The sequence below is a fragment of the Dyella sp. OK004 genome, from assembly GCF_900114495.1.
In the GTDB taxonomy this organism is placed as follows: Bacteria; Pseudomonadota; Gammaproteobacteria; order Xanthomonadales; family Rhodanobacteraceae; genus Dyella_D.
The window spans coordinates 857,369-880,176 of the sequence record NZ_FOZI01000003.1 but is presented as its reverse complement, the minus strand read 5'-3'; the positions used below and the strand labels follow the sequence as shown (position 1 = coordinate 880,176).

Sequence of the window (22,808 nt, the reverse complement as noted above, 5' to 3'; positions counted from 1 at the left end):
GGGGACTGCATGAACATCCTGGGTATCTCGGGCAGCCTGCGGGCTGCCTCGTTTAATACGGCGCTGCTGTATGCGGCGCAGGAGCTGGCTCCCGCTGGCATGAGCATCGGGATCCATCGCCTCCATGACTTGCCGTTGTTCAATCAGGACGTGGAAGAGCAGGGTGATCCGGCTCCGGTGGTAGCGCTCAAGCAGGCGATCGACGCCGCCGACGGCGTGTTGCTGGCGTGTCCTGAGTACAACGGCGGCATCACCGGTGTGCTCAAGAACGCCATCGACTGGGCCTCGCGCGCAGGCCGCGATCGCAAGACGGCGGCGCTGGCCGGCAAGCTCGTCTGCATCATGGGCGCCAGTCCCGGCATGACCGGCACCGTGCGTGCACAGGATGCGTTGCGGCTGGTGCTCCGCCGTGCCGGTGCCCAGACTGAACCGCAGGGCGAGGTGCTGGTGTTCCAGGCGCCTACCAAGATCATCGAAGGCAGGCTGGCCGATGAGCGCACCCGCGATGCGTTGGCGCGCCATCTGCAAAACTACGCTACCCGGCTCGCCTTGCTGCAGGGCTGAAATCGTTTTCTTCTGAATCTAGGACCGACCCGTGAATATCGATCTGGCTGTCATCGGCGGCAGCGGTTTGTACAGCTTCCCTGGCCTCGAGAACGCCACGCGGCATAGCGTGGACACCCCGTTCGGGCCGGCCTCGGGTGATGTAGTGATCGGTGACTTCGCCGGCAAGCGCGTCGCGTTCATGGCGCGCCACGGTGAGAGCCATACGGTGCCGCCGCACCGGGTGAACTACCGCGCCAATCTGTGGGCCTTGCACTCGCTGGGCGCACGCACCGTGATCGGCGTCAATGCCGTGGGCGGTATCCGCGCCGATATGGGGCCGCGCGTGATCGTGGTGCCCGACCAGGTCATCGACTACACCCACGGCCGCTACACCAGCTTCTGCGATGTGGAAGGTGCCGAGGTGAAGCACATCGACTTCAGCGAGCCGTACACCGAAGCGCTACGCCGCCGGCTGATCGTGGCGTCCGGGCGCGCCGGCGTGCCTGTACTCGACGGTGGCTGTTACGGCGCTACCCAGGGGCCGCGGCTGGAGACCCGCGCCGAAATTACCCGCATGCGACGCGACGGCTGCGACCTGGTCGGTATGACCGGCATGCCGGAGGCGGTGCTGGCGCGCGAGTTGGATATCGCTTACGCCTGCCTTGCCCTGGTCGCCAACTTCGCCGCCGGCTGCGGCGACGAAGCGGAAATCAGCATCGAGGAAATCTTTGCCCATCTGGCCGCCGCCACTGCCGAAGTGCCGCGCATTCTTGCGGAGCTGCTCAAAAGCTAAGCAAAGCTGCCTACCAGGTCATAGCAATACGCGGCCGGATATTGCGCTTTACCATGAAACATGTTGATACTTCCCATGTGCCAGGGGCGGCGGACCAAGGGGTTGTGGTGGTTCTATGCGAGACCATGGCGCATCCAATCCATGATTCAGAGGTTCACGCAATGCGTTTCGGTACGGTCAAGTGGTTCAACGACGCCAAGGGTTTCGGCTTCATCGCGCCTGAGGACGGTGGGGAGGACGTGTTCGTCCACTTTTCGGCGATCAACTCCAAGGGCTTTCGCAGCCTGCAGGAAGGCCAGCGCGTGAAGTTCGAAGTGACCACGGGCCCCAAGGGTGCCCAGGCTTCGGGCGTCGAAATCGCAGGTTGATTCGTCGAGCCGGCGTTGCGTCGGCCATCAAATCAAAAAAATCTCGCACCGCAAGGTGCGAGATTTTTTTATGCCGACGGTCCAGGCGCGGTGTGAAGCTCATCGCTTCGCGCCGCGAGGCGGGGCGGTGGAGCCGCGGATGACCAGCTCCGGCACAAAGCGCTCGCTGCCTGCAACGATGCCTTTCTGCAACTGATCCAGCAGGCGCGAGGCCGCATGCTTGCCGATCTCGCTGGTCGACTGGCTGGCGGTGGTGAGCGCCGGCCACGCCTGGCGCGAAAACGGGTTGTCCTCGAAGCCCGCGATGGACAGGTCCCACGGCACGTCCAACCCGGCCGAGCGCGCTGCTGCGAGTGCGCCCGCGGCGATCTCGTCGTTGCTGCCGAAGATCGCGGTCGGCGTCTCCTTGCCGGCCAGCAGCTTGCGCGCGCGGCGGAAGCCGTCCTCGTACACGTAGGTGCCTTCCAGCACGTATTTCTTTTTGATCGGTATGCCGTGCTCCTTCATCGCGTCGGCATAACCCTGATAGCGCTCCGGGCTGGAGCGATACTGAGGGTCGCCCCACAGGAAGGCGATCTCGGTGTGCCCGAGCTGGACCAAGTAGGCGGTGATGGCATACGCCGCCTTATGGTCGTCGACATACACACACGGCGCGCCGTCGCGGGGATCGTTGCGTGCGGCGATGATGCGCGCGTAATCCACCTTGTTGGCCTTGAGCTTGGCGAGCAGCCGCGGGTTCTCCGACATCGGCGGCGTCAGCACCAGGCCGGCGAGACGCGCGTTCTTGGCCAGCAGGCACAGCTCGTCCACCAGCTTCGGCGATGCCGCGTCGCAGGGATAGATCAGCAGCTCGTAGCCGCGCTCCCGGCATGCAGCAAGCACGCCGTTCTGCAGGCTGAGGATGTAGTTGGCGTTGGGGTTGTCGTCGTAGACCAGGGCGATGGTGAATGAGCGGGTGCCGCGCAGGCTGCGCGCGGTGGCGTCAGGCTGGTATTGCAGCGTGTCGATCGCGCGCCGCACTTTCTGGATGGTGTCGGCATGCACCGTGGGTTCGCGGTTGATCACCCGCGATACCGTCATCGGCGAAACGCCGGCAAGACTGGCGACATCTTTGATGGTGGGCTTGCGCAACGCAACGCGCTCCATGTCGGTGATAACGCATCCTAGCCGAAGCGACTGCTCGCGGATGCAGGTAATCACATGTTGTGGCGTGGTATCTAGGTATCGTTACCATCAGCAAGCAATACCGCGAGTTCATTGGGGCGACATATGCAGGGTTGTGTCTGGCCGTTCCATGCTATCCATCGGCCCGCGGTGGTGCAGATACACCTTATATATAAGCCTTATAACGGCGAGTCATCCCTTCCGTCCGCTTCTGTTTCGGCGCTACATAGGCTCATTTGCAACCGTTGATAACGTTACCATTCGTGGTTTAGCATCAAGCCACATGACAAGGACACGGCATATTCGTGTCCATCGCATGACTGGGGACGGCAATGCGGGATGGTGCGTGGGAGGCGGCGGCACAGGTGCCGCGGGTCGTACTGGCAGCCGATGTGGGTGGCACGCATGCGCGTGTCGGCCTTGTTGATGCTTCGTCGCATGGCCACGCGCCGGTGCTCGCGCACGAGCGCTATGCCTGCTCGGCCTGGCCAGGTCTTGCGGACATCCTTGACGATTTCCTCGCGCGGCACGGTGCGGGTCATGCCGTCGAGCAGGGTGCGCTTGCCGTCGCCGGTTATGTGCGCGACGACGAACTGGTGGCGGAGAACCTGCGTTGGCCGGTGAAGCTTTCCGGTTTGCGCCAGCGGCTCGCGCTGCGGCAGTTGGATGTGGTCAACGATTTCGAAGCGCTGGCCTACGCCACGCAATTCCTCAACGAGCGCGACAGCGTTGCGGTGATCGACGCTCCAGCGGCGCAAGGTCCGACCGTAGTGGTCGGTCCCGGCACGGGTCTGGGCTGCGCCTTATTGCTGCCGGACAAGGCGGGCGCCACTGTGCTGCCCAGCGAGGGCGGCCACGTCGCGCTGGCGCCGGGCAATGAGCGCGAGATGGATTTGCTGCAACTGCTCGCACGCGATCGCGATTACGTGCACACCGGGCATGTGCTGTCAGGCCCCGGCCTGGTCAATCTCTACCGCGCGTTGGCCGAGCTGGAGCGACAGCCGGCGATCCATGCGCAGCCCGAGCAGATCAGCGCCGCCGCCATGTCGTCGCACGACCCGTTGGCGCATGAGGCGCTACAGATGTTCTGCGCCATGCTCGGCAGTTTCGCGGGCGATCTGGCCATGCTGTTCAAGGCATCCGGTGGTGTGTTGCTCGCCGGCGGCATCCTGCCGCACATCCGCTCCTTCCTTCCGCACAGCGAGTTCCGCCAGCGCTTCTTCAACAAGGGCGTGATGCGCGAATTTCTCAGCGCTGTGCCTGTGCGCCTGATCGAACACGGTCAGCTCGGCATGGTGGGCGCCGCGGGTTTGCTGATGCGCGGCGAGACATGAAAGACATCGGCCGGGCACCGTCGGCCCGGCCACGCACGATGGTCGCATCAGGTCCTGACATGCGAAGACCGGGGGATCCTCGGCGGACATACAACATCAACAGTCATGGGTGAGGTGAGGGCATGAAGGCAATCAATCTTCGCGGACAGAGTCTGTCTCGCAACGCGCTGGCGTGGGTCGTGGGCCTGGCCTTGAGCGGTACGGTCTTTGCGCAGTCGACCACCGGCACGATCTTCGGCACGATCGGCGGCGACGCCAAAGATATGTCGGTGGTGGTGCAAGGCGACAACGGTGTATCGCGCCGTATTCCGGTCGGCGCCGATGGACGCTATCAGGCCGGCGCGCTGCCGGTGGGCGTATACACCGTGAGTCTGGAACGCCAGGGCGCGGTAGTGGCCAGCCGCGAGAAGATCGCGCTGCGCGTCAGCAGCGGTACTCAGGTGGATTTCGCTGGCACCGGCGCCAACGCCGCCGCCACCAATCTGCAGGGCGTGCAGGTCACCGCCAATGGATTACCGCCGATCGACGTCAGCAGCGTCGACTCGCGCACCGTCATCACCTCGGCCCAGCTCGATACATTACCGCTGGCACGCACCGCCGAAGACATCGCGCTGCTGGCGCCGGGCACGGTGAGTTCCGGCTCCAACTTCGGCAGCCGCATCGGCGGCGGTGGCGACCTGGTGTCGTTCGCTGGCTCTTCGGGTGCGGAGAACGCGTATTACATCAACGGTTTCAACACCACCGATCCCTACAAAGGAGAGGGCGCGTTGCAGTTGCCCTACGGTTCCATCGACCAGCAGGAGGTGCTGACCGGTGGCTATAGCGCGATGTACGGTCGCTCCGACGGCGGCGTGATCAGCCAGGTCGGCAAAAGCGGCACCAACGAGTGGCACTTCGGTGCGCAGGTGCAGTGGAGCCCGCGTTCGCTGATGTCTTCGCCAGACGACATTCTCTACGCGCGCAACCGCTATGCCGGCCGGCTGTACGACTATCGCCAGGACGACAAGAGCTGGACGACCACCTACAGCGCGTATGTGGGTGGCCCGCTGATCAAGGATCGCCTGTACTTCTTCGTGGCCGCGGAAGCCGACAAACAGCAGGGCACGCAGACCACCACCAGCGATGCCGCCAGTCCCTCGCAACAGCGCTACTCCGACACCACGCCGAAGTGGTACGCCAAGCTCAACTGGAACATCACCGAGAACCACCTGCTCGAACTCACCGGCATTTCCAGCAAGCAGAGCACCTCGGGCACCAACTACGCCTTCGACTACGCCACGCACCGCGCCGGCGCGGTGCAGTCGTACGCTGACCACACCAAGACCGGCGGCGACGGTTACATCGCCAAGTACACCGGCTACCTCACCGACAACATCACGCTGACCGCGATGTACGGCAAGATGCGCCTGCACGATTACCAAAGCCCGGTGAATTACGACCCGAGCCTGCCGTTCCTGCAGAACATCCAGGACCAGAACCTGGCCCTGACCGGTGGCCGCCCAATCGGCAACAGCCAGGCTACCTTCTCGGTGCCGTCGCCGAACCAGGGTTCGCAGAACACCAACCTGCGCATCGATCTCGAATGGCGCCTGGGCGATCACAAGATCAACCTGGGCATCGACGACCAGACGCCGCGCACCATCGATCAGGGCAGTAACAGCGTCAGCTGGACCTATGCCCACAACAACGACGCCACCGCGCCGGTCGATCCGGGCAATGGCATCGGTGCGCCCGGCGGCAACGGCTATTACGTGGTCAAGGAAGTGGTCTCCGGCGCGGCCAGCGTAAGGACCGTGGAGCACGCGCAGTACATCGAAGATACCTGGCAGATCAACGACCGCTTCCTGCTCAACGTGGGTCTGCGCAACGACGCCTTCGCCAACTACAACAACAGCGGCAAGAAATTCACCTCGCAGAACCACAACTGGTCGCCGCGTGTCGGCTTCAGCTGGGACGTGTATGGCGACGCCAGTCTCAAGGTGTACGGCAATGCCGGCCGCTACTACCTGGCGATCAACAACAATACGGCGTACGACGGCGCCACCGGTTACGCCTGGAACCGCAGCTATTTCACTTACACCGGCATCGACGCCAACGGTATGCCGACCGGCCTGAAACCGTTCGGCTACTTCGACGTCAACGGCCACACCGGCCAGGCGCCCGATCCGCGCACGGTGGCTTCCACCAATCTCGGCGCGGAGTACCAGGATGAATTCATCCTCGGCGCCACCAAGATGTTGACCCCCGAGTGGGTGGCCGGCGTCAAGGGCACTTACCGCGTGTTGCGCCAGATCTCCGACGACGTCTGCGACAGCGACAATCTGCTGATCGCCAAGACCAAGGCCATGTACGGCCTGACCGATGCTCAGATCACCGCCAACCGCGGCGCCTGCTACATCTTCAATCCCGGCAAGACCAACGACTTCCAGGTGCTGACCAACCAGGGCTACGTCAAGGTGCCGATGACCAACGGGGACTGGGGCTTTACCCAGGGTCCAAAGCGCAAGTACTACGCATTGGAAACGTTCCTGGAGCATCCGCTGGGGCAGGGTAACTGGGGTGGTCGCGTCAGCTACGTGTTCTCGCGCAGCTATGGCAACTCCGAGGGGCTGCTGCAGGTGTCGCGCGGCACCGATTCGGTCGGTGTGACCCAGGACTGGGACAACGCCTACGTGATGGACCGCGCCAACGGCGTACTCGGCAATAACCGCACACATCAGATCAAAGCCTACGGCGTGTATCGCATCTCGCCGGAGTGGATGGTGTCGGGCGTGATCAACCTCGCCTCGGGTGGCCCGCACAACTGCCTGGGCTTCTTCGGTCCCAACCAGACCCAGCCCGACGGTTACGGCTCGTACTACCACTGGTGCAACGGCAAGCCGTCGGTGCCGGGCTCGATGGGCGACCTGTCGTGGACCCATCGCGTGGATCTGAACCTGACATACCGCCCGGCCTTTGCCGACCACAAGCTGGCCTTCAACCTTAGCGTGTTCAATGCGCTGAACCAGCAGCGTCCGCTGGTGCTGTACACGCGCTACAACAGCAACAACACGCCGGACAAGCTCAACGATCTGTACGACACGGTGAAGGTGATGGAGTCGCCGCGCTACGTGCGCTTCGGCATCAGCTACGACTACTGATCCGCGCGTCCGTGACCGGCCGCTCCAATCAGGGGCGGCACCGGTTACGGGCGGCAGCCTGTAACCTGTGCCGGTTGCCGCATGATGGTTTTTCCCGAACCGATTATTTAGGAGACGCCTGATGGCCGATCGCCGTCGTTTTCTCAAGACCGCCGCGCTGGGTATGTCCGCGGCGGCGTTGTCCGCCAAGATCCTGCCGGCGCAGGCCGGCGGCAAAACTGTTGCCGGCACCGCTGGTGTCGCGCGCGTGATCTCCACCTGGGATTTCGGCATCGCCGCCAACCAGGCCGCATGGGCCGTGCTGAGCAAAGGCGGTAATGCGCTCGACGCGGTGGAGACCGGCGTGCAGGTGCCCGAAGCCGACCTGAAGAACCATAGCGTAGGTCGCGCTGGCTATCCGGATCGCGATGGCAAGGTCACACTCGACGCCAGCATCATGGATGCCGATGGCAACTGCGGTGCGGTCGCCGCGCTGGAACATATCGCGCATCCGATCCAGGTGGCGCGCCGGGTAATGGAGCGTACGCCGCACGTATTGCTGGTCGGCGATGGCGCTCTGCAATTTGCTCTGGAGCAGGGCTTCAAGAAAGAAGAACTGCTTACGCCGGAATCCCGCGAGGCCTGGCAGGAATGGCTGAAGACTGCGCATTACCAGCCCAGCGCCAACAGCGAAATACTTGATTACGGCAGGCGTGACCACGGCAAGGGCGGTCTGCCGGGCGGCAAGGACAACCACGACACCATCGGCATGCTCGCCATCGATACGCACGGCCGTCTGGCCGGCGCCTGCACCACCAGCGGCATGGCCTGGAAACTCCACGGCCGCGTCGGCGACAGCCCGATCATTGGTGCCGGTCTCTACGTGGATGGCGAGGTGGGCGCAGCCACCTCCACCGGTGTGGGCGAGGAAGTGATCCGCAATGCTGGCAGCTTCCTGGTTGTGGAACTAATGCGCCAGGGTCGCTCACCGCAAGAGGCTTGCCACGAGGCCGTGATGCGCATCGTCAAGCGCCGCCCGAACGCATCCAAGGATCTGCAGGTCGGCTTCCTCGCCATGAACCGCCACGGCGAAGTCGGCGCGTTCGCGATCCAGCCCGGCTTCTCCTACGCCGTCTGCGATGCGGCCAAGCAGGACGGACTGATTCCGGCCAAGAGCGTCTACTAATGAGCCAAGGCTTCCTGCTCGAAGTGGCAGCTAATTCCGTGGCATCGGCAGTGGCCGCGCAGGAAGGCGGCGCAGGGCGCGTCGAACTATGCACCGCGCTTGAGCTGGGTGGCCTCACGCCATCGATGGCATTGATCGCGATGGTGCGCGAGCAGCTGCATATTCCGCTGTATGTATTGATTCGCGCGCGTGCCGGCGACTTCCTCTACAACGACCTCGAATGTGAGCTGATGCGGCGCGACATCGAAACCTGCGCCGCGCTCGGTTGCGATGGTGTGGTGCTGGGCGTGCTGGATGCCGAGGGTGATATCGACAAGGCGCGTTGCAGAACGCTGATCCAGGCGGCCGGGGAGATGGGCGTAACCTTCCATCGCGCCTTCGACATGACGCGCGACCCGGAGCGGGCTCTCGACGATGTGATCGCGCTCGGCTGCGAACGTGTGCTCACCTCCGGTGCCCAGGCAAGCGCGATGGAAGGCGCTCCGTTGATCCGCCAATTGATCATGCGGGCGACGGGCCGCATCGCCGTGATGCCAGGCGCTGGCGTCACTCCACAAAATATCGTGGCGCTCGCCAAAGTCACCGGCGCAAACGAATTCCACGCCTCGGCCAAGCAACAGCTACCTTCCGGCATGCGTCATCAGCGACCGACGTTGCGTGACATGGAAGGCGGTGAGCTGCGCAGCGATGTGCACCAGATACGCGAACTGGCAGACCAACTCCGCCGCCTGTAGGAGCGCACCCTGTGCGCGAAAGCCCTGCGCAGCGGGGCTGCTTTTGCCACACGGAAAAAACACAGCCCTGCTGCGCAGGGCTTTCGCGCACAGGGTGCGCTCCTACAATCGTCACGCCACGAATTGCAGCCGCGCCAGCTCCGCATACAGCCCACCTTCGGCGAGCAGACTCTCATGCGTGCCCTGCGCCACGATCCGCCCGCCATCCATCACCACGATGCGATCGGCACGCTGCACCGTCGCGAGGCGATGAGCGATGACCAACGTAGTGCGCCCCTTCTCAAGACGTTCCAGCGCCTGCTGAATCGCCGCTTCGGATTGCGCATCGAGGGCTGAGGTCGCTTCGTCGAGCAACAGCAAGGGTGCATCGCGCAGGATCGCGCGGGCGATCGCAATGCGCTGCCGCTGACCGCCGGACAGACGCACGCCACGCTCGCCCAGCTCCGAGGCATAGCCCTCGTTCAAGGCGTTGATGAAGTCGTGCGCTTCGGCTGCGCGTGCCGCGTCGCGCACTTCGTCGTCGCTGGCATCCTGACGGCCGAAGCGGATGTTGTCGGCAGCCGAGCCGCTGAAGATCACCGTTTCTTGCGGCACCAGTGCAATCGCGCCGCGCAGATCGGAAAGGGTCAAGGCGCGCAGGTCGACGCCATCGACACTGATGCGGCCGCTTTGTGGATCGTAGAAGCGCAGCAACAGCGCGAATACCGTGCTCTTGCCCGCGCCGGAGGGGCCGACCAGGGCCACCGTTTCGCCGGGATGAATCTGCAGGTCGAAATCATGCAACGCCGGTGCATCCGGGCGGGTGGGGTAATGGAAGCTCACCTGTTCGAAACGCAGCGCGCCGCTCATGGGCTTTGGCAGTGGTGTCGGCACGGCCGGGTTGGTGATCTCCGCGCGTTCCTGGAACAACTCGCCGATACGCTCCATGGCGCCGGCTGCGCGCAGCACATCGCCCCATACTTCGGAAAGGCTCGCTACCGAACCGGCCGCGAAGATCGCATACAGCACGAACTGGCTCAGCAGGCCGGCCGTGAGGTGGCCGGCCAACACGTCGCGCGCACCGATCCACAACACCAGGGTGATCGCGCCGAACATCAGCACGATTACCGTGGCGGTCAGCAAGGAGCGCGTGCCGATGCGCTTGCGCGCCGTGGCGAGCGCGCGGGCGATGGCGCCGCCATAGCGCGTGCTCTCGATGTCCTCGCGCGCATAGGCTTTCACCGCCGGTGCGGCGTTGAGGGTTTCATTGGCGATGGCCGCGGCGTCCGCGAGGCGATCCTGGCTAGCCCGCGACAACTTGCGCACGCGGCGGCCGAACAACAGGATCGGCAGCATCATCGCGGGGATCACCAGCGCGGTAAAACCGGCCAGTCGCGGAATGGTCCACACCATCGCCACCACTGCACCGATCAGCGTCACCGTACTGCGCAGCGCCACCGAGATGCCCGAGCCGATCAGCGCCTGCACCACCTCGGTATCCGTGCCCAGGCGCGAGATCAATTCACCGACACGGCTGCGTTCGAAAAAGCCAACGTCCAGCCGGATCACATGCCCGTACAGCTTGGAGCGCATCGAAGCCAGCGCCCGCTCGCCCAGCAAAGTGATGCAGAAATAGCGCGCAGCCGTGGACGCGGCCAGCACCAACGCCACGCCGAACAAGCCAAGAAAGGTGGTGTTGATGGTGGCGGCGCTCTCCGCGCCGAACCCCTGGTCGATCATGTGGCGCACCGCCATTGGCAGTACCAGGGTGGCCGCCGAGGAAATCCCCAGGAACAGCAGCCAGCCCATGGCCAGCGCGCGATGCGGCTTGAGGAATGGCCAGAGCTGGCGCAGTGCGCCGAGGCGGCGCTTGGGTGAAGTGTCGGTCGCCGGAGGTACGCTCATGAAGTTCGCCGCATGCTGGACCCGTTCCACATGGGGGTCTCGAGTGGCGATTCAATCACAGAGGCGTGCATGGGTGTTTGCATGGCACCACACGTTCTGATCCTTCTCCCTTCGGGAGAGGGTGCCGGCAGGCGGATGAGGGTTCGGGCGAAGCGAAACCTTGAAGGCTTGCTCAAGCCCCGAACCCTCACCCCAACCCCTCTCTCCCATAGGGACTACCTACGGGTCGCCGAGGGGAGAGGGGCTAAAGACTCAAGCTCCGGCCGACTTGGGTGCGAACACGGCCGGCATCGCTTCGTGCCCCGGTCGCTGTATCCGATCACGCAACCGCAGAAACGGCCTTTCCACGGTGTAGTAAAGCAACGCACCCCCGGCCAAGGTCACCACAGCATAAACCGCAAACGCCATCAGCCCCTGAATCTGCTGATGCTTGGCCAGCGCCGCTTCCACCAGATGAAACACGATCTTGTGGCTCAGATAGAGGCTGTACGAAATCAGCGCGATCCAGCCGGCGCCCGGTACACGCTTGCGACCCAGCCAGCACGATGGACTCGTTCCCGCCACGACTACCAGCGCAAGCCCCCAGGACAGTAGCGGATAGCCCACCACTGTCGCCGCCAGACCAGCGCGGTCCTGGAACAGCACCAGCGAGAGACCCACGGCAACGCAACCGGCCAGCAGCAAAACACTGGCCTTGTCCTGCAAGCGCTGCCACAGCACCGGGCGATACGTCTGGATGCTTGCCAGCACCACACCGGCCAACAGGCCATCGATGCGGTTGTAGGTGGGGAAATAGATCACTTCGACAAAGCGCCCATCCATGTGATGCCACAGATAACCGCGCAACCACATACCACCCACGATCAGTGCGACACACACGCCAACGAATTTGCCGACGGAAGGGCGCCGCACCAGCCACCAGGCCAGGAACGGAAACAGCAGATAGAAGTGTTCTTCCACACACAGCGACCACACGTGTGAGAACGCGCGGTTGTGCTCGTAGTCGATCAGGAAATTGACGGTGTAGGTAAGGAACTGCCACAGCGGCTGGATACCCTCGGCTTCCCGCGCCCAAGGCAGGGTGAAGTACACCGCCAGCACGACGAGAAACGCCGGCAGCACACGGAAGCTGCGCCGCATATAGAAGCGCCCGAACGCCAGCGGCCGCCCCTGGCTCAGTGGCTTAAGTAGCTGCGAGCCAATCAGGTAGCCGCTCAGCACAAAGAACAGATCCACCCCCATCCAGCCGTTCTTCTCAAGGAAGCTGAAGCTGTCGCCGATCCCACCCACGATGTAGGAATGGAACAGCATCACCCACACGATGGCGATGGCGCGCAACAGATCGAGGCCGGGCAGGCGCTGCATGGTTTTCCTTTTCCCTCGAGATTCCACGGATGGCGCATGGTGCAGCGCCAGCGCGCGATTGTGCGGATGCTTACGGCAATCTGCGAGGCTGCCTGCTGGCTTTTTGATGGCAGGGTTAATACCGCCCTGTAGGAGCACACTCTGTGCGCGATAAGCCTACGTAGTAGCAACGTCCGGTCGCACACAGGGTGCGCTTCTACGTCAGCACTCGTGCTTCGACACGCCCGCGTGTGATATCGGTAATGCGCGCCTGCGCATCGCCAAGCTGGCTTTCAGGCAGGCGCAACTGCAATGCCACGCCATCGACACCGAACTCTTCCTGCTCGATCTGCGCACCGAGCTCCTTCAGGCGCGCCTTGAGCAGCGCCAGCTCCGCAAATTCGCAATGCAGGCCAAGCCGCGCCATCGCGATGATCGGCAAACGCTCAGCTACGCGCAGACATTCGGCCGCTGTACCACCGTAAGCGCGAACGAGCCCGCCCGCGCCCAGCTTCACGCCACCAAACCAGCGCGTGACTACCACCACCGCGCGATCGATGCCCTGACCCTCGATCGCCTGCAGGATCGGGCGACCAGCGGTGCCGCCGGGTTCGCCGTCGTCGTTGAAGCGATAGTCGTGGCCGATGCGATACGCCCAGCAGTTGTGCGTTGCCGCCGGGTCGCTGACCTGACGCACAAAGGCCAGGGCCTGTTCCGGTGAATCCACCGGAGCCGCCTGGGCAAGGAAGCGGCTCTTCTTGATGTCCTCGGCGTGCTGGCAGGGTCCGGCGAGCGTATGTGTCGCTGCGCTCATGGCGTCAGCAGTTGCTCGCGCAGATCGTCGGGCAGCGGGTAGTCAGGGTGATCGCGATGCAGATCCGCCAGTCGCTGCCGCGCTTCGTCGCGCTGGCCGGCGGTGAGCAGGTGGCGGATCTTGTCGAGTTCCTGCGCCGGTGTGTCATGCGCATCGCGCGCCGTGTCCACGGGGGGCGCCATCGGCGGTGCGGGAGCGGGCGCTGCCGCGGCCATCGGTGCAGGCGCCGCCATCATGCGGGTTGCTGGTGCGGCCTTTGCCCGCACGGCTTCGTTGGATACCAGTGCGGCAGGATGGTCATAGGCGATCGCCTGATCCGCTGCCTGTGCCTGTGCCTGTGCCTGTGCTGGTGCTGTTTCGGCACGCGACATCGCCAGCGGCTGTTCGACCGGAGCGTAGCCAGACGCACTCTTCATGGCCGGCGCGTTGGTGTGAGCGTTGCGTCGAGCTTGCACGAGCGCAGGTGCCGGCTGCGTAGCAACCACATTCGCCTGCACCTCAGGCTGCTCGGGTGCGGCTTGTTTGGCGGCCAGCTGTTCCGCGGCGGCAGGCGCGGCACCCGCATTGGCAGCGACAGTCGGTGCGGGCTGTGCTTCCAGCGTTGTGGCGCCCGGTGCGGACGGAGCCGTCGCTACCGGCATGTCGCGCATGCGCCAGCCGAGCCCGGCGGCCAGCACCAGTACGGCCGCGCTACTCAGCGCCACCGGCCAGCGCGCACGGCGGCGGTGTGCCGGCTGCACTGCCCGTGCCGCGGCGCGCAGCACCGCGGCATCGAGCGCTGGCCCCGGCTCTTTCTGCGGCAGCTTGCGATACAGCGCCGCCAGCTCTTCCTCGCCGGGCAAACGTTCGTCGTCGGGATGATGCGTATTCATTCGGCCAGCTGGTCGCGCAGTTTGTTCATGGCATAGCGCAGTCGCGACTTCACGGTTTCGCGGCCGGCACCGGTGACTTCGGCGATCTCCTCCAGGCTCAGATCCTGCTCCAGGCGCAACAGCACCGCCGTGCGCTGCTCGTCCGGCAATTGCTCGATGGCGCGCTGCAAGCGGCGCCGCTGCTCGAATTCGGACAGTGCATGCTCCGGCTGCTCCTGCTGCGGTATCTCCACCTGCGCTAGCGCCAGCTCGGCGGCATCGCCTTCCAGCATCGGCCGCTTACGGCGATGGCTGTCGATCAGCAGGTTATGCGCGATCTGCAGTAACCACGTAGTGAACTTCGCCTGCGGCTGATAACGCCCGCGCGCCGCGATCACCCGGCTCCAGGTGTCCTGAAACAACTCCTCCGCCACCGCCTGATCACGACAGGTCCGCAGCAGAAAACGGTACAGCGTGCCGCGATGGCGCGCGTACAGTGCCTCGAATGCGCTCAGGTCACCCTGCGCATAGGCCAGCATCAGCGTTGCGTCCTCGTCCACCGTGGCATCCATGGGCGGCGAGGGTAAGCGAAATCGCCGGCGGGGGTAAGCCGGTGGGAGGGGTAGGAGTGGGGCGAGTGCGTTCATCTCGTTGGGTGAAACGCGGTGGGGTGCTGGGTGGGGTCAAGGCACTGAGGTTTTAGGCGCCGGTGGTGGAGCTGAGTATGATCGGCGGCGGGATGGCGCCCCCGCTTGCGAGCTGGGGTGGGCGTTCAAGACGTTACGAACTAGCAGCGTTTACGGGCGCTAAGGCAAGAGGTCATGGATGCTCGTCTCCTAACCCTGATCCATGAATATTTATCGGCGATCAGGTCCGCCGTAACGCTAATGGTCCAATCGGGCATCCCGTTGCCGTCCAGCAATCTGGAGTGGGCATTAAATCGGATACTCGGCGCTGGCGAGCTAGTGGGTGGTGTCCGTTATCAAAAGCATGGATACGGCTGCGAGGTATTCCTGCTCAGTGGACGTGTTGACTTCGACTTCGGTGCCAACGGTGAGTACGACGGGTTTGATCCTTGGCGCCTTAAGTCGTTCGCCGAAGGTCGGCTGGCGGAATACGGATTCTCGTCTGAGCAAGAAGTCGATGATCTATTCGGGGCGGCAGTTCAGTCTGGAGCATTGGCTTATTCCGGACGCACCCTTTACTACCTCCGGCGCATGCTCTCGTCGATCAGCTGAAACGGTGCCAAGCAGAGTATTAATCACGACGCTCGCGCGAGTTACCTCGAGCACGCTTCCTGGCACTAGCCACCCGCGGCGCATCTTTAGTCACCAAGACGCCGCCACCGCTCATCTGCTCTACCCACAACAAAGCATCGACATACGACAGGAACTGCTGGAGATAGCCCGGCGACAGCTCACGCATAAGTGTGAGCGACCGGTGTACCAGATTGCCTGAGTTGAGCGGGCCGGCATTGGTGGGCACTTGCTCCAGCGACTCCCGCAGCTGGCTCTCGGTTCGGACCTTGGACCAGATTTTCTTGAAGTCGTCGAGCGCATGCAGCTGCGGAAAGAGAGCGGGCTGGGGCGTCGCGTCATCCGCTGCGAGATCGCCGTCACGCACCGCCGCTCTGCCGGCGATGTCATCGACCAAATCGCCGAGCGCGCCGCGAGCGGGTGCGCTCAGTATTGCCGTGCTATCGGCATTGTCGACCTTGAATGCCGCTTTTTTTAGATCGTCGGCATAAGCCTCGATCAATTGGGACAGCCTGTCGTCCAGAAGGCGTCGCGCCTCACCATCGTGGCTTGCTGCGCGCCGCTCCAGCGCGTCGATGAAATGAAAGCGGATGGGATTCAGGCGATCGGCTCTTTGCTCGCGCCACACGTCGAGTATCGCTCGGGCACTTGCGCTCATGGGGGCGCCACGGTTGCCGCTTGCGGTTTCGGGATGGGGGCTATTTCCACGCGCCGGTTTTTGGCCCGTCCCTCGTCATCGGCATTCGAGCTCACCGGCTGTTCGGAGCCGAACGCGGCGGCAAATACCAGGGAGGCGGGGACGCCTTCGGCGATCAATGCGCGGGTCACGGTCAGCGCGCGCTCGGCCGATAGCTCCCAGTTGTCGGCGAACTGGCGGTTGCCGTCGCGCACCTGGCGGTCGTCGGTGAAGCCACTCACCATCAGGATTTCGTCGCGTGTCTTGAGGTAGCCGGAAAGCGGGCCGGCCAGGCTCTTCAATACTTCCCGTCCTTCGGGCTGCAGCTGAGCGGAATTCAGCGCGAACAGCACACTGCCACGAATACCGATGCGCCCATTGACCAGCGTGACCCGGCCCGCGGCCAGTGGTCCGGCCAGCGCCTGCTCCAGGGTCTGGCGGCGCTGTGCCTCGAGCTGTCGCTGCTTTACCTCTTCATCGAGTCTGTTCGAGAGTTGCAGCTGCACGCCGATCACGCCGACCAAGATCAGCACGAACGCGCCCAGCAGCACCGACATCAGGTCGCCGAAGGCGGCCCAGATCGGCGCCGTCGATTCCTCGACGCCATCCATCTCTTCGCTCATGCCACTTCGGCTCCGGCGGACGTGCGCTGGCTGGCGAGCTGTTGCAGGTCTTCGACAATCTGTTTCTGCGACAGCATGCTCAGGTCGATCACTTCCCGCGCCTGGGCCACGTAGTACGCCAGCTGCTCATCGCTGCGCGCGAGGGATTTATCCAGCGCGGTGGCGATGTGCTGCAAGCGATCCATCAGCGCTTCGTTCGAGTTGCCGTAGAGCTGCACGGCCGTACCGAACGCTTCGCTCAGGCTCGCTACCTCGACGGCTCCACCGGTGACCTGGGCGGCCACTGCGCCGAGCTTGCCGGTTTCGGCCTCGATATGGTCGGTGAACCGGGTGCTGACGCGATCGAGCAGATCCGCCGAGGTGGTGACCAGCGCGTCAACGGCGACGCGTTGCTCGGTGGACGCATGGTTCACGGCATCGAGCAGGGTTTCCACCGTGGCCAGCAAACGGCTGCGTTCTTCCAGCATGGCGGTGTCGCGCACCATGCTGTCGGAGAGTTTCTGGCGCAATTCGGCAACGACTTCGGCGGCCGCCTTGGGCGCTTCCGATGCGGCCTGCACGAGCCGGGAAATTTCGGCGATGGTGTTGCTGGCGTGCGTCTGCGTCTGGGCCGAGATGTCGCTCGCGGTCCGTGCCAGCGTGTCGCAGATCTCCTGCTGCCGGCTCGCGGCATGCGCGCCTGCTTGCTCCCAGTGCGTACCCAGCGCGGCGGTCATCGAGCCGAGCGTCTCGGTCCAGGCGGCCAAGCGCTGCTGATCCTGCGATGCCAACGCCGCCTGCAAGTCGGCGTGTGACTGGTCGACGGTGCGGACCAGCGACGCCGAATGCTGCTCGAAGCTCGCCGCGGCCGCCGTCAACGCTTGCTGATTATGGGCGGCCAGTTTTTCGTTGACGCCGTCTTGCTGCGTCAGCGCGTGCTTCCACGCATCTGCCACGCTACCCGCCGTGGTATCGAGGCGCGTGAAGACGCCTTCCAGCAGACTGATCGAGCGCTGCTCGAAGGTGTTGGTGAACTGGTCCAGCGCGCTGCGCAGGTTGTTGGCGAGCACTTCGTTCGACTGCTGTTGCGCCGTCAGTGCCTGGTTCCAGATGGCCGCCACGGTCGCGGTGGAGGTTTCGAAACCGCCCGACAATCCGTCCAGCTGCCGCTGCACGGCGTGCGTCACGGTGTCGTGCAGCGAGGTCGTCTCGCGCGCGAGACCCGCCATGGTGGCCTCCATCACCGGTTGCAGCGCCGCGCCGGCAGCGCGCGCGCTCTCGGTAACGCTGGCCTTCAACGACTGCTCCATGGAAGAGGCGAGGCGCGTGTAGGCGGCCTCGGTCTTGCCGTGGAACGCGTCCTGGCTGGCGATTTGCCGATCATTCGCGGCCACGCTCTGTTGCTCGATGGTCGCCATCATCGTCTGTAGACGATCGACCAGAGTGGGCATCAACGTCGTCTGCTGTTGCAGCAGCTTGAAGGTTTCCTCGCGCTGATGACTCTGCGAGTAGACGCGCAAGGTCGTCGCGATTTTCGCGTCCAGTCGCTGCACGGCATGGAGCCGCTCGCGCCTGCACAGCGCGGAGAGCAGTCCGAGCATCGCCGAGCTGGCCACGCCCGCGATCGAAGTACCGAACGCAAATCCCAGGCCCTTGACCGGTGCGGCGAGCGAGCCGCGCATCGCCTGCAAATCCGTCGCGCTTTCCAGCGCCAGGCCGGTGCCCCGGAGGGTCGCCATCATGCCGAGCAGCGTGCCCAGCATGCCCAGCAGTACCAGCAAGCCCACCAGATACGGCGTCAGCGCCGGTACCGGCAGGGCCATGCGCGAACCCTCGACACGCAGGCGCACCGCGTTGCGCAGGCTCGGATGCAGGCGGTCGAGCCAGCTGCCTAGGCTGGACGGCGTTGCATTCAAGTCGGCAACGGCGTGCGTCAGCGTGGCGGTGGCTTGCTGGTAGCGGTGCAGTTCTAGTCCGCCCGCCAGGTAGCAGGCGCCAATCAACATGGCGACGGCCAATCCCAGTGGATTCGATCCGAGGTAACCGGCGCCGATCCAGCACACCGCGACCAGACCCACAGCAAACACGGCGAGATTAAGAAGATTTCTAAACATGACGTCCCAGTGAGCGGGTGCGAAGTGCTGCGAGCAAGCCTTCGACCGGTTGAAAACGAACATCCAGTTCGGCGAGCAATACGCTCTGTATGTCTTTGCGAAACGTGTCCAGCCAGGCGCCAGGCGTGGCTGGTGGGGTGTCTTCCGATACCGTCGCGTCGGTCAGCGCTTTCAGCTCGGCCTGGCGCAAACGTTCGAAGTGTTCCCCGAGTAAAGCGGGCACGGCGGCCAGCAGTGTCTGCTCGCGCGGGCTCAGGGCGAGCTCCATCGCGGCATCCACCTCGGCAAGCCGGGCCATGTCGGCCGATGTCTGGGCGAGCAGGTCGCGCAGGCGGCCACGCAGATGGCCGGTGGCCGTCTGCATCGAGCGCTGTATGGCGATATAGCGCTGACGAAACACCGTGTAATCGACCGCCGCCGCACTGGCTTCCTCGGCGGGCGCCTGCTCCGATCCCTGCGGCTGTGCGGTGGCGAAGAGACGGTCGCCGGCGATGGTGTTGGCCAGCGAGGCGCGCGCACGAGTGCACTCGTCCTCTTCGGCGCTGCCAAAGGTCCGCACGCCGGGGGGGGGCACGGCGGGCCTGCCATCCAGCGCGGTGGACAGCGCAATGGCGTGGGTCCAGTCGAGCCATTGGCTCAGCCGGTCCGACAGCGCTTGTCTGGATGGGGGAACGTCGACGTCCGTCAGGCGAGCCAATAAGCGAATGAACGTCGGGCCGCGGATCGTCGTACGTAGGGGAGCTTGCACCATAACTGCTGGCGTCAAAACCACCAGTTTACACGCTGCGGGGCGGGGGCTGCTGAATGCGGGACAGGGAAAGGGGCCGGGGAGGGCGGTCCGCTGGTGTCGTCGGGATGCCCGTTCTCGGCCCAAAACGGATACGCCATACTCCAGAAGGCGACGGCGGCTACCGCCGTCAAAGTGCCTCCAGAGGATACACGTCGAATGATTCGTAGCGTCGTTGCGGCACTTTGGGTCGCCTTGTTCTGTTGCTCGCCATCCATCCACGCACAGGAAGCCCTGGCCCCGGTTGAGGCCCGCGTGCCCTTTGCGCCCACGGCGTTTGCCGGCAGCGACGGCCTGACCCATCTGGCTTACGAGCTGCATGTCACCAATTTCTACGGCGACACCGGGCCGCTGAAGCCGACGCAGCTGAAAGTCTTCGGGGACGAGGCGAAAACGCCGCTGCTCGTGCTGGATGCGAATGCGCTGTCGCCGATGATCCGGCCAGCACCGGCGGAGCATGAATCCCCATCGATCCTCCCCGGCAAACGCGCCGTGGTCTACGTGTGGATCACCTTGCCGCCGGGTACCGCGGTGCCGCATGTGTTGCGTCATCGCGTGGCGTTCGCCACCGACAAACAGACGGTGGCCCTGCTCGATGGGGCGACCGTGCGGGTGGACGATGCAAAACCCATGGTGATCGGCGCGCCTCTGCGCGGCGGTCGCTGGATAGCGCATGAGGGACCCGGCGCGGCGCAGTCGCACCACTGGGGCAGTCTGGTGGCCGTGAATGGACAGCTCACCATCCCGCAGCGCTATGCGCTGGATCTGGTGGGGCTCGACGCGCAGGGTCACGCCATGCGAGCCGGGGTGAGGGATGTCCAGAAGTCGACCTACGCCGACTGGATCGGCTATGGCGCGGACGTGCTCGCCGTCGCCGATGGCGTGGTGCGCAGCACGCGCGATGACGAGCAGGAGCACCAGCCGCTCAGCCCGCAACCCGAGCCATCCTCACTCACCACGAATGGCCTGTTCGGCAACTACGTCATGCTGGAAATCGCCCCCGGCATATTCGCCGGCTATGCGCATTTGCAGCGCGGAAGCCTCAAGGTGAAACCTGGCGACAAGGTGCATCGCGGACAGCCGTTGGCGCACCTGGGGCAGTCCGGCAACTCGGCCGCGCCGCATCTGCATTTCCAACTGGCTAACGCCGCGACGTTCGAAGGGTCGGAAGGCATTCCGTACGTGTTCGATAGCTTCGATTTCCTGGGGCCGGAGACCGAAGCCCAATTGTTCGGGCAGGGCGAGCCGTGGAAGGCGGCACCCATCGAGCACCGCCGCGCGCAGATGCCGTTGAACGACGTGGTGATCCAGTTCCCGAGCCAGTGAATCCAGCGATCCGTCGGCGGTGCTAGCCGATGACCGGCCCAGGCACCGGATCGCTGAAATCCTCCGGCGCCAGCTTCTGCGTCAGCCGGAACACGCCTTCATGGACTTTGCGCGGCAACACCACGTCGAGCACAGTGGTCTGGTGCGGTCCCCAGGCAGTGTGCAGATCGTCGCTGACATCCATCGCCGCCAGTGCGTGATGGACCAGTCCATCGAGATCGCTCGGCTGCACGCTGGCGGTATAGGGGCGGTGCCCGCTGACCGCCGCGCGCAGTGTCTTGCGGCTGTTGGTGGGGTCGGCCACACGATCGTCGCCGGTGAGCAGGGCGTGGTTGAGAAAGAACGAGATGACGTTGGCGGTGCGGCTGTTGGCCTGGCGGTCGAGCATGAAGCCTTGCGGCATCCAGTCCGGGTTCGGTGGTGTGCCGGCGGATAGCAGGAAGCGGCTGTCCAGCAGCGGCTCACTGGCTTCGTCAGCGAGGCGCACGATCAACAGGCTGCGTGGATCGTGGATATGCACGCGTGGTGAAAATGGGCCGACCGGTTCCAGCTCCACTTTGTCCGCATCGCGCTGCGCGTTCTCCGCATCGAAGCTGTTGCACAGTTGTGTATAGCTGTTGCTGTCGATGACGCGCAGGCAGCGCAATACCGCGTCCAGCGTGGTGGCCGGCGCGGCGGCCATGATGCCCTGCGTATCGCCGGAGTGCGACGCACCCGGAATGAGTTTGAACGCCGTGCGCGGCGCGCGGGTGAGATTGAGCGCCAGCGTGTCGCCGCTGACGGTGCTGGTCTTGCGCGTCAGCACCGCGTGACAGGCATTGAGATTCGCGGCGGCGATACGCACCACACCATCCGAACCGTCTTCGCCGGTGTAGCTGTTGAGATGGTCGTAGAGCGCACGGTCCGGTCGGTCGCCGGTGAGTACGAACAGAAACTGTCCTTTGTCAGCTGGGTCGGCGCCATGGATGTGGTCGATGTTCAACGACAGCGACGCCGCACTTCCCTGTTCCAGCCAATCCAGAATCCGCTGCCCCGGCTCCACCCCGTTCCACCACGAGCGCATCCGCCCCAGCACCCCTTTGCCGAGCTGCGCCAGCGCTGAGCCGAAATTCGCCGGCGCCAGCATGATCAGATGACTGAGGCGGATCGTGCTGTAGACGCCCGGCTTCTCGCGCTGGGCGCGCAGCCACTCGCGAACTACCGGCCCGCCGGTGGAGTGGGTGACGCAGGCGAAGTTGGCGCCGATCAGATGCAGATCGCGCAGTGCGTGATCGAAACCGCGTACTAGGTCGGCCATGGTTACGGCGTCATCGAAGCTCACGTATTCCGAGAGCCAGAGGTCGGTGACGTTGAGTGTCATGCCGTTGGCGGCTGCTTGTTGCTGGAGGCGTTGGGGCAGGGGGCCGTAGGTTGAGGTGTTGGTGACGCTCCAGCCGTGGACGAAAACCAATGTGGTCATGGTTTGGGCTCCGTGGGTGGGGGGAGTATCTCTGATTGGGGTGATGGGTGTGATGTCTCTGTTCGCCGGGGGTTTGTGCTTGCGACTCGGCTTCCTATTTCGTCATCCCTGCGCAGACAGGGATCCAGAGTGGTGCGCTCCGATTGTCGCGTCTGCGTGCTCTGGCTCGCCTGCCGCGGGCTTCCGAACCGCTGCCGCGGCTCGGGTCACTTTCTCTTTGCTGGCCCAAAGAGAAAGTAACCAAAGAGAAATGGCCTGAAGAGCGCGCGGCGTGCTCTGTAGCTGCGCTTTTTCCAGTGTCAGACGTCGGGACAATCTTCTTCAAGGTCCGCGTTTGCCCCACTGCGACGCGCAACATCTCCCTCTCCCCTCCGGGGAGAGGGTTGGGGTGAGGGGTGGGTGCTTGAGAAAGCGTTGGGTGCTAACGCTTTGACTGCTACCAACATCAAAG

The 22,808-nt window shown here is 64.3% G+C and carries 20 protein-coding genes; 9 read left to right on the top strand and 11 right to left on the bottom strand.

Annotated elements, in window-relative coordinates:
- Positions 1-9 precede the first annotated feature (9 nt).
- From BM338_RS16100 to BM338_RS16090, 3 genes are all read left to right on the top strand, one after another.
- Complete coding sequence (locus BM338_RS16100; RefSeq protein ID WP_090452441.1) at positions 10-564, top strand: NADPH-dependent FMN reductase; 555 nt, start codon at positions 10-12, stop codon at positions 562-564.
- 31 nt (positions 565-595) lie between these two features.
- Positions 596-1,339, top strand: coding sequence for an S-methyl-5'-thioinosine phosphorylase (locus BM338_RS16095; RefSeq protein WP_090452439.1), 744 nt, complete (start codon positions 596-598; stop codon positions 1,337-1,339).
- A 161-nt stretch (positions 1,340-1,500) separates the two neighbouring features.
- The gene (locus BM338_RS16090; protein WP_026633225.1) at positions 1,501-1,707 is read left to right on the top strand and encodes a cold-shock protein; all 207 of its coding nucleotides are present in this window, start codon (positions 1,501-1,503) and stop codon (positions 1,705-1,707) included.
- Between the two features lie 99 nt (positions 1,708-1,806).
- Here BM338_RS16090 and BM338_RS16085 read toward each other — a convergent pair whose 3' ends face one another.
- The gene (locus BM338_RS16085) at positions 1,807-2,838 is read right to left on the bottom strand and encodes a LacI family DNA-binding transcriptional regulator (RefSeq protein ID WP_090452624.1); all 1,032 of its coding nucleotides are present in this window, start codon (positions 2,836-2,838) and stop codon (positions 1,807-1,809) included.
- 365 nt (positions 2,839-3,203) lie between these two features.
- Here BM338_RS16085 and glk point away from each other — a divergent pair, with 365 nt between their 5' ends.
- The 4 genes from glk to BM338_RS16065 all read left to right on the top strand — a co-directional run bounded on the left by glk (position 3,204) and on the right by BM338_RS16065 (position 9,244).
- Positions 3,204-4,205 (top strand): glucokinase, encoded by a 1,002-nt coding sequence (glk, locus tag BM338_RS16080; protein WP_090452437.1) that lies wholly within the window; start codon positions 3,204-3,206, stop codon positions 4,203-4,205.
- Between the two features lie 122 nt (positions 4,206-4,327).
- Positions 4,328-7,345, top strand: a complete 3,018-nt coding sequence (locus tag BM338_RS16075) for a TonB-dependent receptor domain-containing protein (protein ID WP_090452435.1) — start codon at positions 4,328-4,330, stop codon at positions 7,343-7,345.
- Positions 7,346-7,466: 121 nt separating this feature from the next.
- Entirely contained in the window at positions 7,467-8,510 is a 1,044-nt protein-coding gene (locus tag BM338_RS16070) for a glycosylasparaginase (RefSeq protein ID WP_090452433.1), read from the top strand.
- Complete coding sequence (locus BM338_RS16065; protein WP_090452431.1) at positions 8,510-9,244, top strand: copper homeostasis protein CutC; 735 nt, start codon at positions 8,510-8,512, stop codon at positions 9,242-9,244. Before BM338_RS16070 ends, BM338_RS16065 begins: the two co-directional genes overlap by 1 nt.
- Before the next feature lie 111 nt (positions 9,245-9,355).
- On the opposite strand, the gene BM338_RS16060 is transcribed toward BM338_RS16065, so the two are convergent.
- From BM338_RS16060 to BM338_RS16040, 5 genes are all read right to left on the bottom strand, one after another.
- A complete protein-coding gene (locus BM338_RS16060) occupies positions 9,356-11,128 on the bottom strand; it encodes an ABC transporter transmembrane domain-containing protein (RefSeq protein ID WP_090452623.1) in 1,773 nt (590 codons plus the stop codon).
- Positions 11,129-11,380: 252 nt separating this feature from the next.
- Positions 11,381-12,493: an acyltransferase family protein gene (locus BM338_RS16055; RefSeq protein ID WP_090452428.1), complete on the bottom strand. Its 1,113-nt coding sequence runs from the start codon at positions 12,491-12,493 to the stop codon at positions 11,381-11,383.
- Between the two features lie 196 nt (positions 12,494-12,689).
- Complete coding sequence (locus BM338_RS16050) at positions 12,690-13,286, bottom strand: IMPACT family protein (protein WP_090452426.1); 597 nt, start codon at positions 13,284-13,286, stop codon at positions 12,690-12,692.
- A complete protein-coding gene (locus BM338_RS16045) occupies positions 13,283-14,158 on the bottom strand; it encodes a hypothetical protein (RefSeq protein WP_090452423.1) in 876 nt (291 codons plus the stop codon). Before BM338_RS16045 ends, BM338_RS16050 begins: the two co-directional genes overlap by 4 nt.
- Positions 14,155-14,709, bottom strand: coding sequence for an RNA polymerase sigma factor (locus BM338_RS16040; RefSeq protein WP_090452421.1), 555 nt, complete (start codon positions 14,707-14,709; stop codon positions 14,155-14,157). Before BM338_RS16040 ends, BM338_RS16045 begins: the two co-directional genes overlap by 4 nt.
- Before the next feature lie 249 nt (positions 14,710-14,958).
- Here BM338_RS16040 and BM338_RS16035 point away from each other — a divergent pair, with 249 nt between their 5' ends.
- A complete protein-coding gene (locus BM338_RS16035; RefSeq protein ID WP_090452419.1) occupies positions 14,959-15,375 on the top strand; it encodes a DUF6896 domain-containing protein in 417 nt (138 codons plus the stop codon).
- 19 nt (positions 15,376-15,394) lie between these two features.
- Here the strand turns inward: BM338_RS16035 and BM338_RS16030 are convergent, their stop codons facing one another.
- From BM338_RS16030 to BM338_RS16015, 4 genes are read right to left on the bottom strand one after another with little or no spacing between them, the layout of a single operon-like run.
- Entirely contained in the window at positions 15,395-16,051 is a 657-nt protein-coding gene (locus BM338_RS16030) for a DUF2894 domain-containing protein (protein WP_090452417.1), read from the bottom strand.
- A complete protein-coding gene (locus tag BM338_RS16025) occupies positions 16,048-16,692 on the bottom strand; it encodes an OmpA family protein (protein ID WP_090452415.1) in 645 nt (214 codons plus the stop codon). The genes BM338_RS16030 and BM338_RS16025 overlap by 4 nt, the downstream gene beginning before the upstream one ends.
- Positions 16,689-18,785 carry a DUF802 domain-containing protein gene (locus BM338_RS16020; RefSeq protein ID WP_090452413.1) on the bottom strand — a complete coding sequence of 699 codons (2,097 nt, stop codon included), beginning with the start codon at positions 18,783-18,785 and terminating at the stop codon, positions 16,689-16,691. Before BM338_RS16020 ends, BM338_RS16025 begins: the two co-directional genes overlap by 4 nt.
- Complete coding sequence (locus BM338_RS16015) at positions 18,778-19,536, bottom strand: DUF3348 domain-containing protein (protein ID WP_090452411.1); 759 nt, start codon at positions 19,534-19,536, stop codon at positions 18,778-18,780. Before BM338_RS16015 ends, BM338_RS16020 begins: the two co-directional genes overlap by 8 nt.
- Before the next feature lie 195 nt (positions 19,537-19,731).
- On the opposite strand from BM338_RS16015, the gene BM338_RS16010 reads away from it, so the two are divergent.
- Entirely contained in the window at positions 19,732-20,898 is a 1,167-nt protein-coding gene (locus tag BM338_RS16010; protein WP_090452409.1) for a M23 family metallopeptidase, read from the top strand.
- 22 nt (positions 20,899-20,920) lie between these two features.
- Here the strand turns inward: BM338_RS16010 and BM338_RS16005 are convergent, their stop codons facing one another.
- The gene (locus tag BM338_RS16005; RefSeq protein ID WP_090452407.1) at positions 20,921-22,357 is read right to left on the bottom strand and encodes a lipase family protein; all 1,437 of its coding nucleotides are present in this window, start codon (positions 22,355-22,357) and stop codon (positions 20,921-20,923) included.
- Positions 22,358-22,808: the final 451 nt, after the last annotated feature.

What these genes read in the sequence shown, in the direction of transcription:
- BM338_RS16040 (WP_090452421.1), bottom strand. Translation starts at nt 14,709, where the DNA reads ATGGATGCCACGGTGGACGAGGACGCAACGCTGATGCTGGCCTATGCG.
- glk (WP_090452437.1), top strand. Translation starts at nt 3,204, where the DNA reads ATGCGGGATGGTGCGTGGGAGGCGGCGGCACAGGTGCCGCGGGTCGTA.
- BM338_RS16075 (WP_090452435.1), top strand. Translation starts at nt 4,328, where the DNA reads ATGAAGGCAATCAATCTTCGCGGACAGAGTCTGTCTCGCAACGCGCTG.
- BM338_RS16025 (WP_090452415.1), bottom strand. Translation starts at nt 16,692, where the DNA reads ATGAGCGAAGAGATGGATGGCGTCGAGGAATCGACGGCGCCGATCTGG.
- BM338_RS16070 (WP_090452433.1), top strand. Translation starts at nt 7,467, where the DNA reads ATGGCCGATCGCCGTCGTTTTCTCAAGACCGCCGCGCTGGGTATGTCC.
- BM338_RS16035 (WP_090452419.1), top strand. Translation starts at nt 14,959, where the DNA reads ATGGATGCTCGTCTCCTAACCCTGATCCATGAATATTTATCGGCGATC.
- BM338_RS16005 (WP_090452407.1), bottom strand. Translation starts at nt 22,357, where the DNA reads ATGACCACATTGGTTTTCGTCCACGGCTGGAGCGTCACCAACACCTCA.
- BM338_RS16065 (WP_090452431.1), top strand. Translation starts at nt 8,510, where the DNA reads ATGAGCCAAGGCTTCCTGCTCGAAGTGGCAGCTAATTCCGTGGCATCG.
- BM338_RS16020 (WP_090452413.1), bottom strand. Translation starts at nt 18,785, where the DNA reads ATGTTTAGAAATCTTCTTAATCTCGCCGTGTTTGCTGTGGGTCTGGTC.
- BM338_RS16090 (WP_026633225.1), top strand. Translation starts at nt 1,501, where the DNA reads ATGCGTTTCGGTACGGTCAAGTGGTTCAACGACGCCAAGGGTTTCGGC.
- BM338_RS16045 (WP_090452423.1), bottom strand. Translation starts at nt 14,158, where the DNA reads ATGAATACGCATCATCCCGACGACGAACGTTTGCCCGGCGAGGAAGAG.
- BM338_RS16010 (WP_090452409.1), top strand. Translation starts at nt 19,732, where the DNA reads ATGATTCGTAGCGTCGTTGCGGCACTTTGGGTCGCCTTGTTCTGTTGC.
- BM338_RS16100 (WP_090452441.1), top strand. Translation starts at nt 10, where the DNA reads ATGAACATCCTGGGTATCTCGGGCAGCCTGCGGGCTGCCTCGTTTAAT.
- BM338_RS16060 (WP_090452623.1), bottom strand. Translation starts at nt 11,128, where the DNA reads ATGAGCGTACCTCCGGCGACCGACACTTCACCCAAGCGCCGCCTCGGC.
- BM338_RS16050 (WP_090452426.1), bottom strand. Translation starts at nt 13,286, where the DNA reads ATGAGCGCAGCGACACATACGCTCGCCGGACCCTGCCAGCACGCCGAG.
- BM338_RS16055 (WP_090452428.1), bottom strand. Translation starts at nt 12,493, where the DNA reads ATGCAGCGCCTGCCCGGCCTCGATCTGTTGCGCGCCATCGCCATCGTG.
- BM338_RS16030 (WP_090452417.1), bottom strand. Translation starts at nt 16,051, where the DNA reads ATGAGCGCAAGTGCCCGAGCGATACTCGACGTGTGGCGCGAGCAAAGA.
- BM338_RS16015 (WP_090452411.1), bottom strand. Translation starts at nt 19,536, where the DNA reads ATGGTGCAAGCTCCCCTACGTACGACGATCCGCGGCCCGACGTTCATT.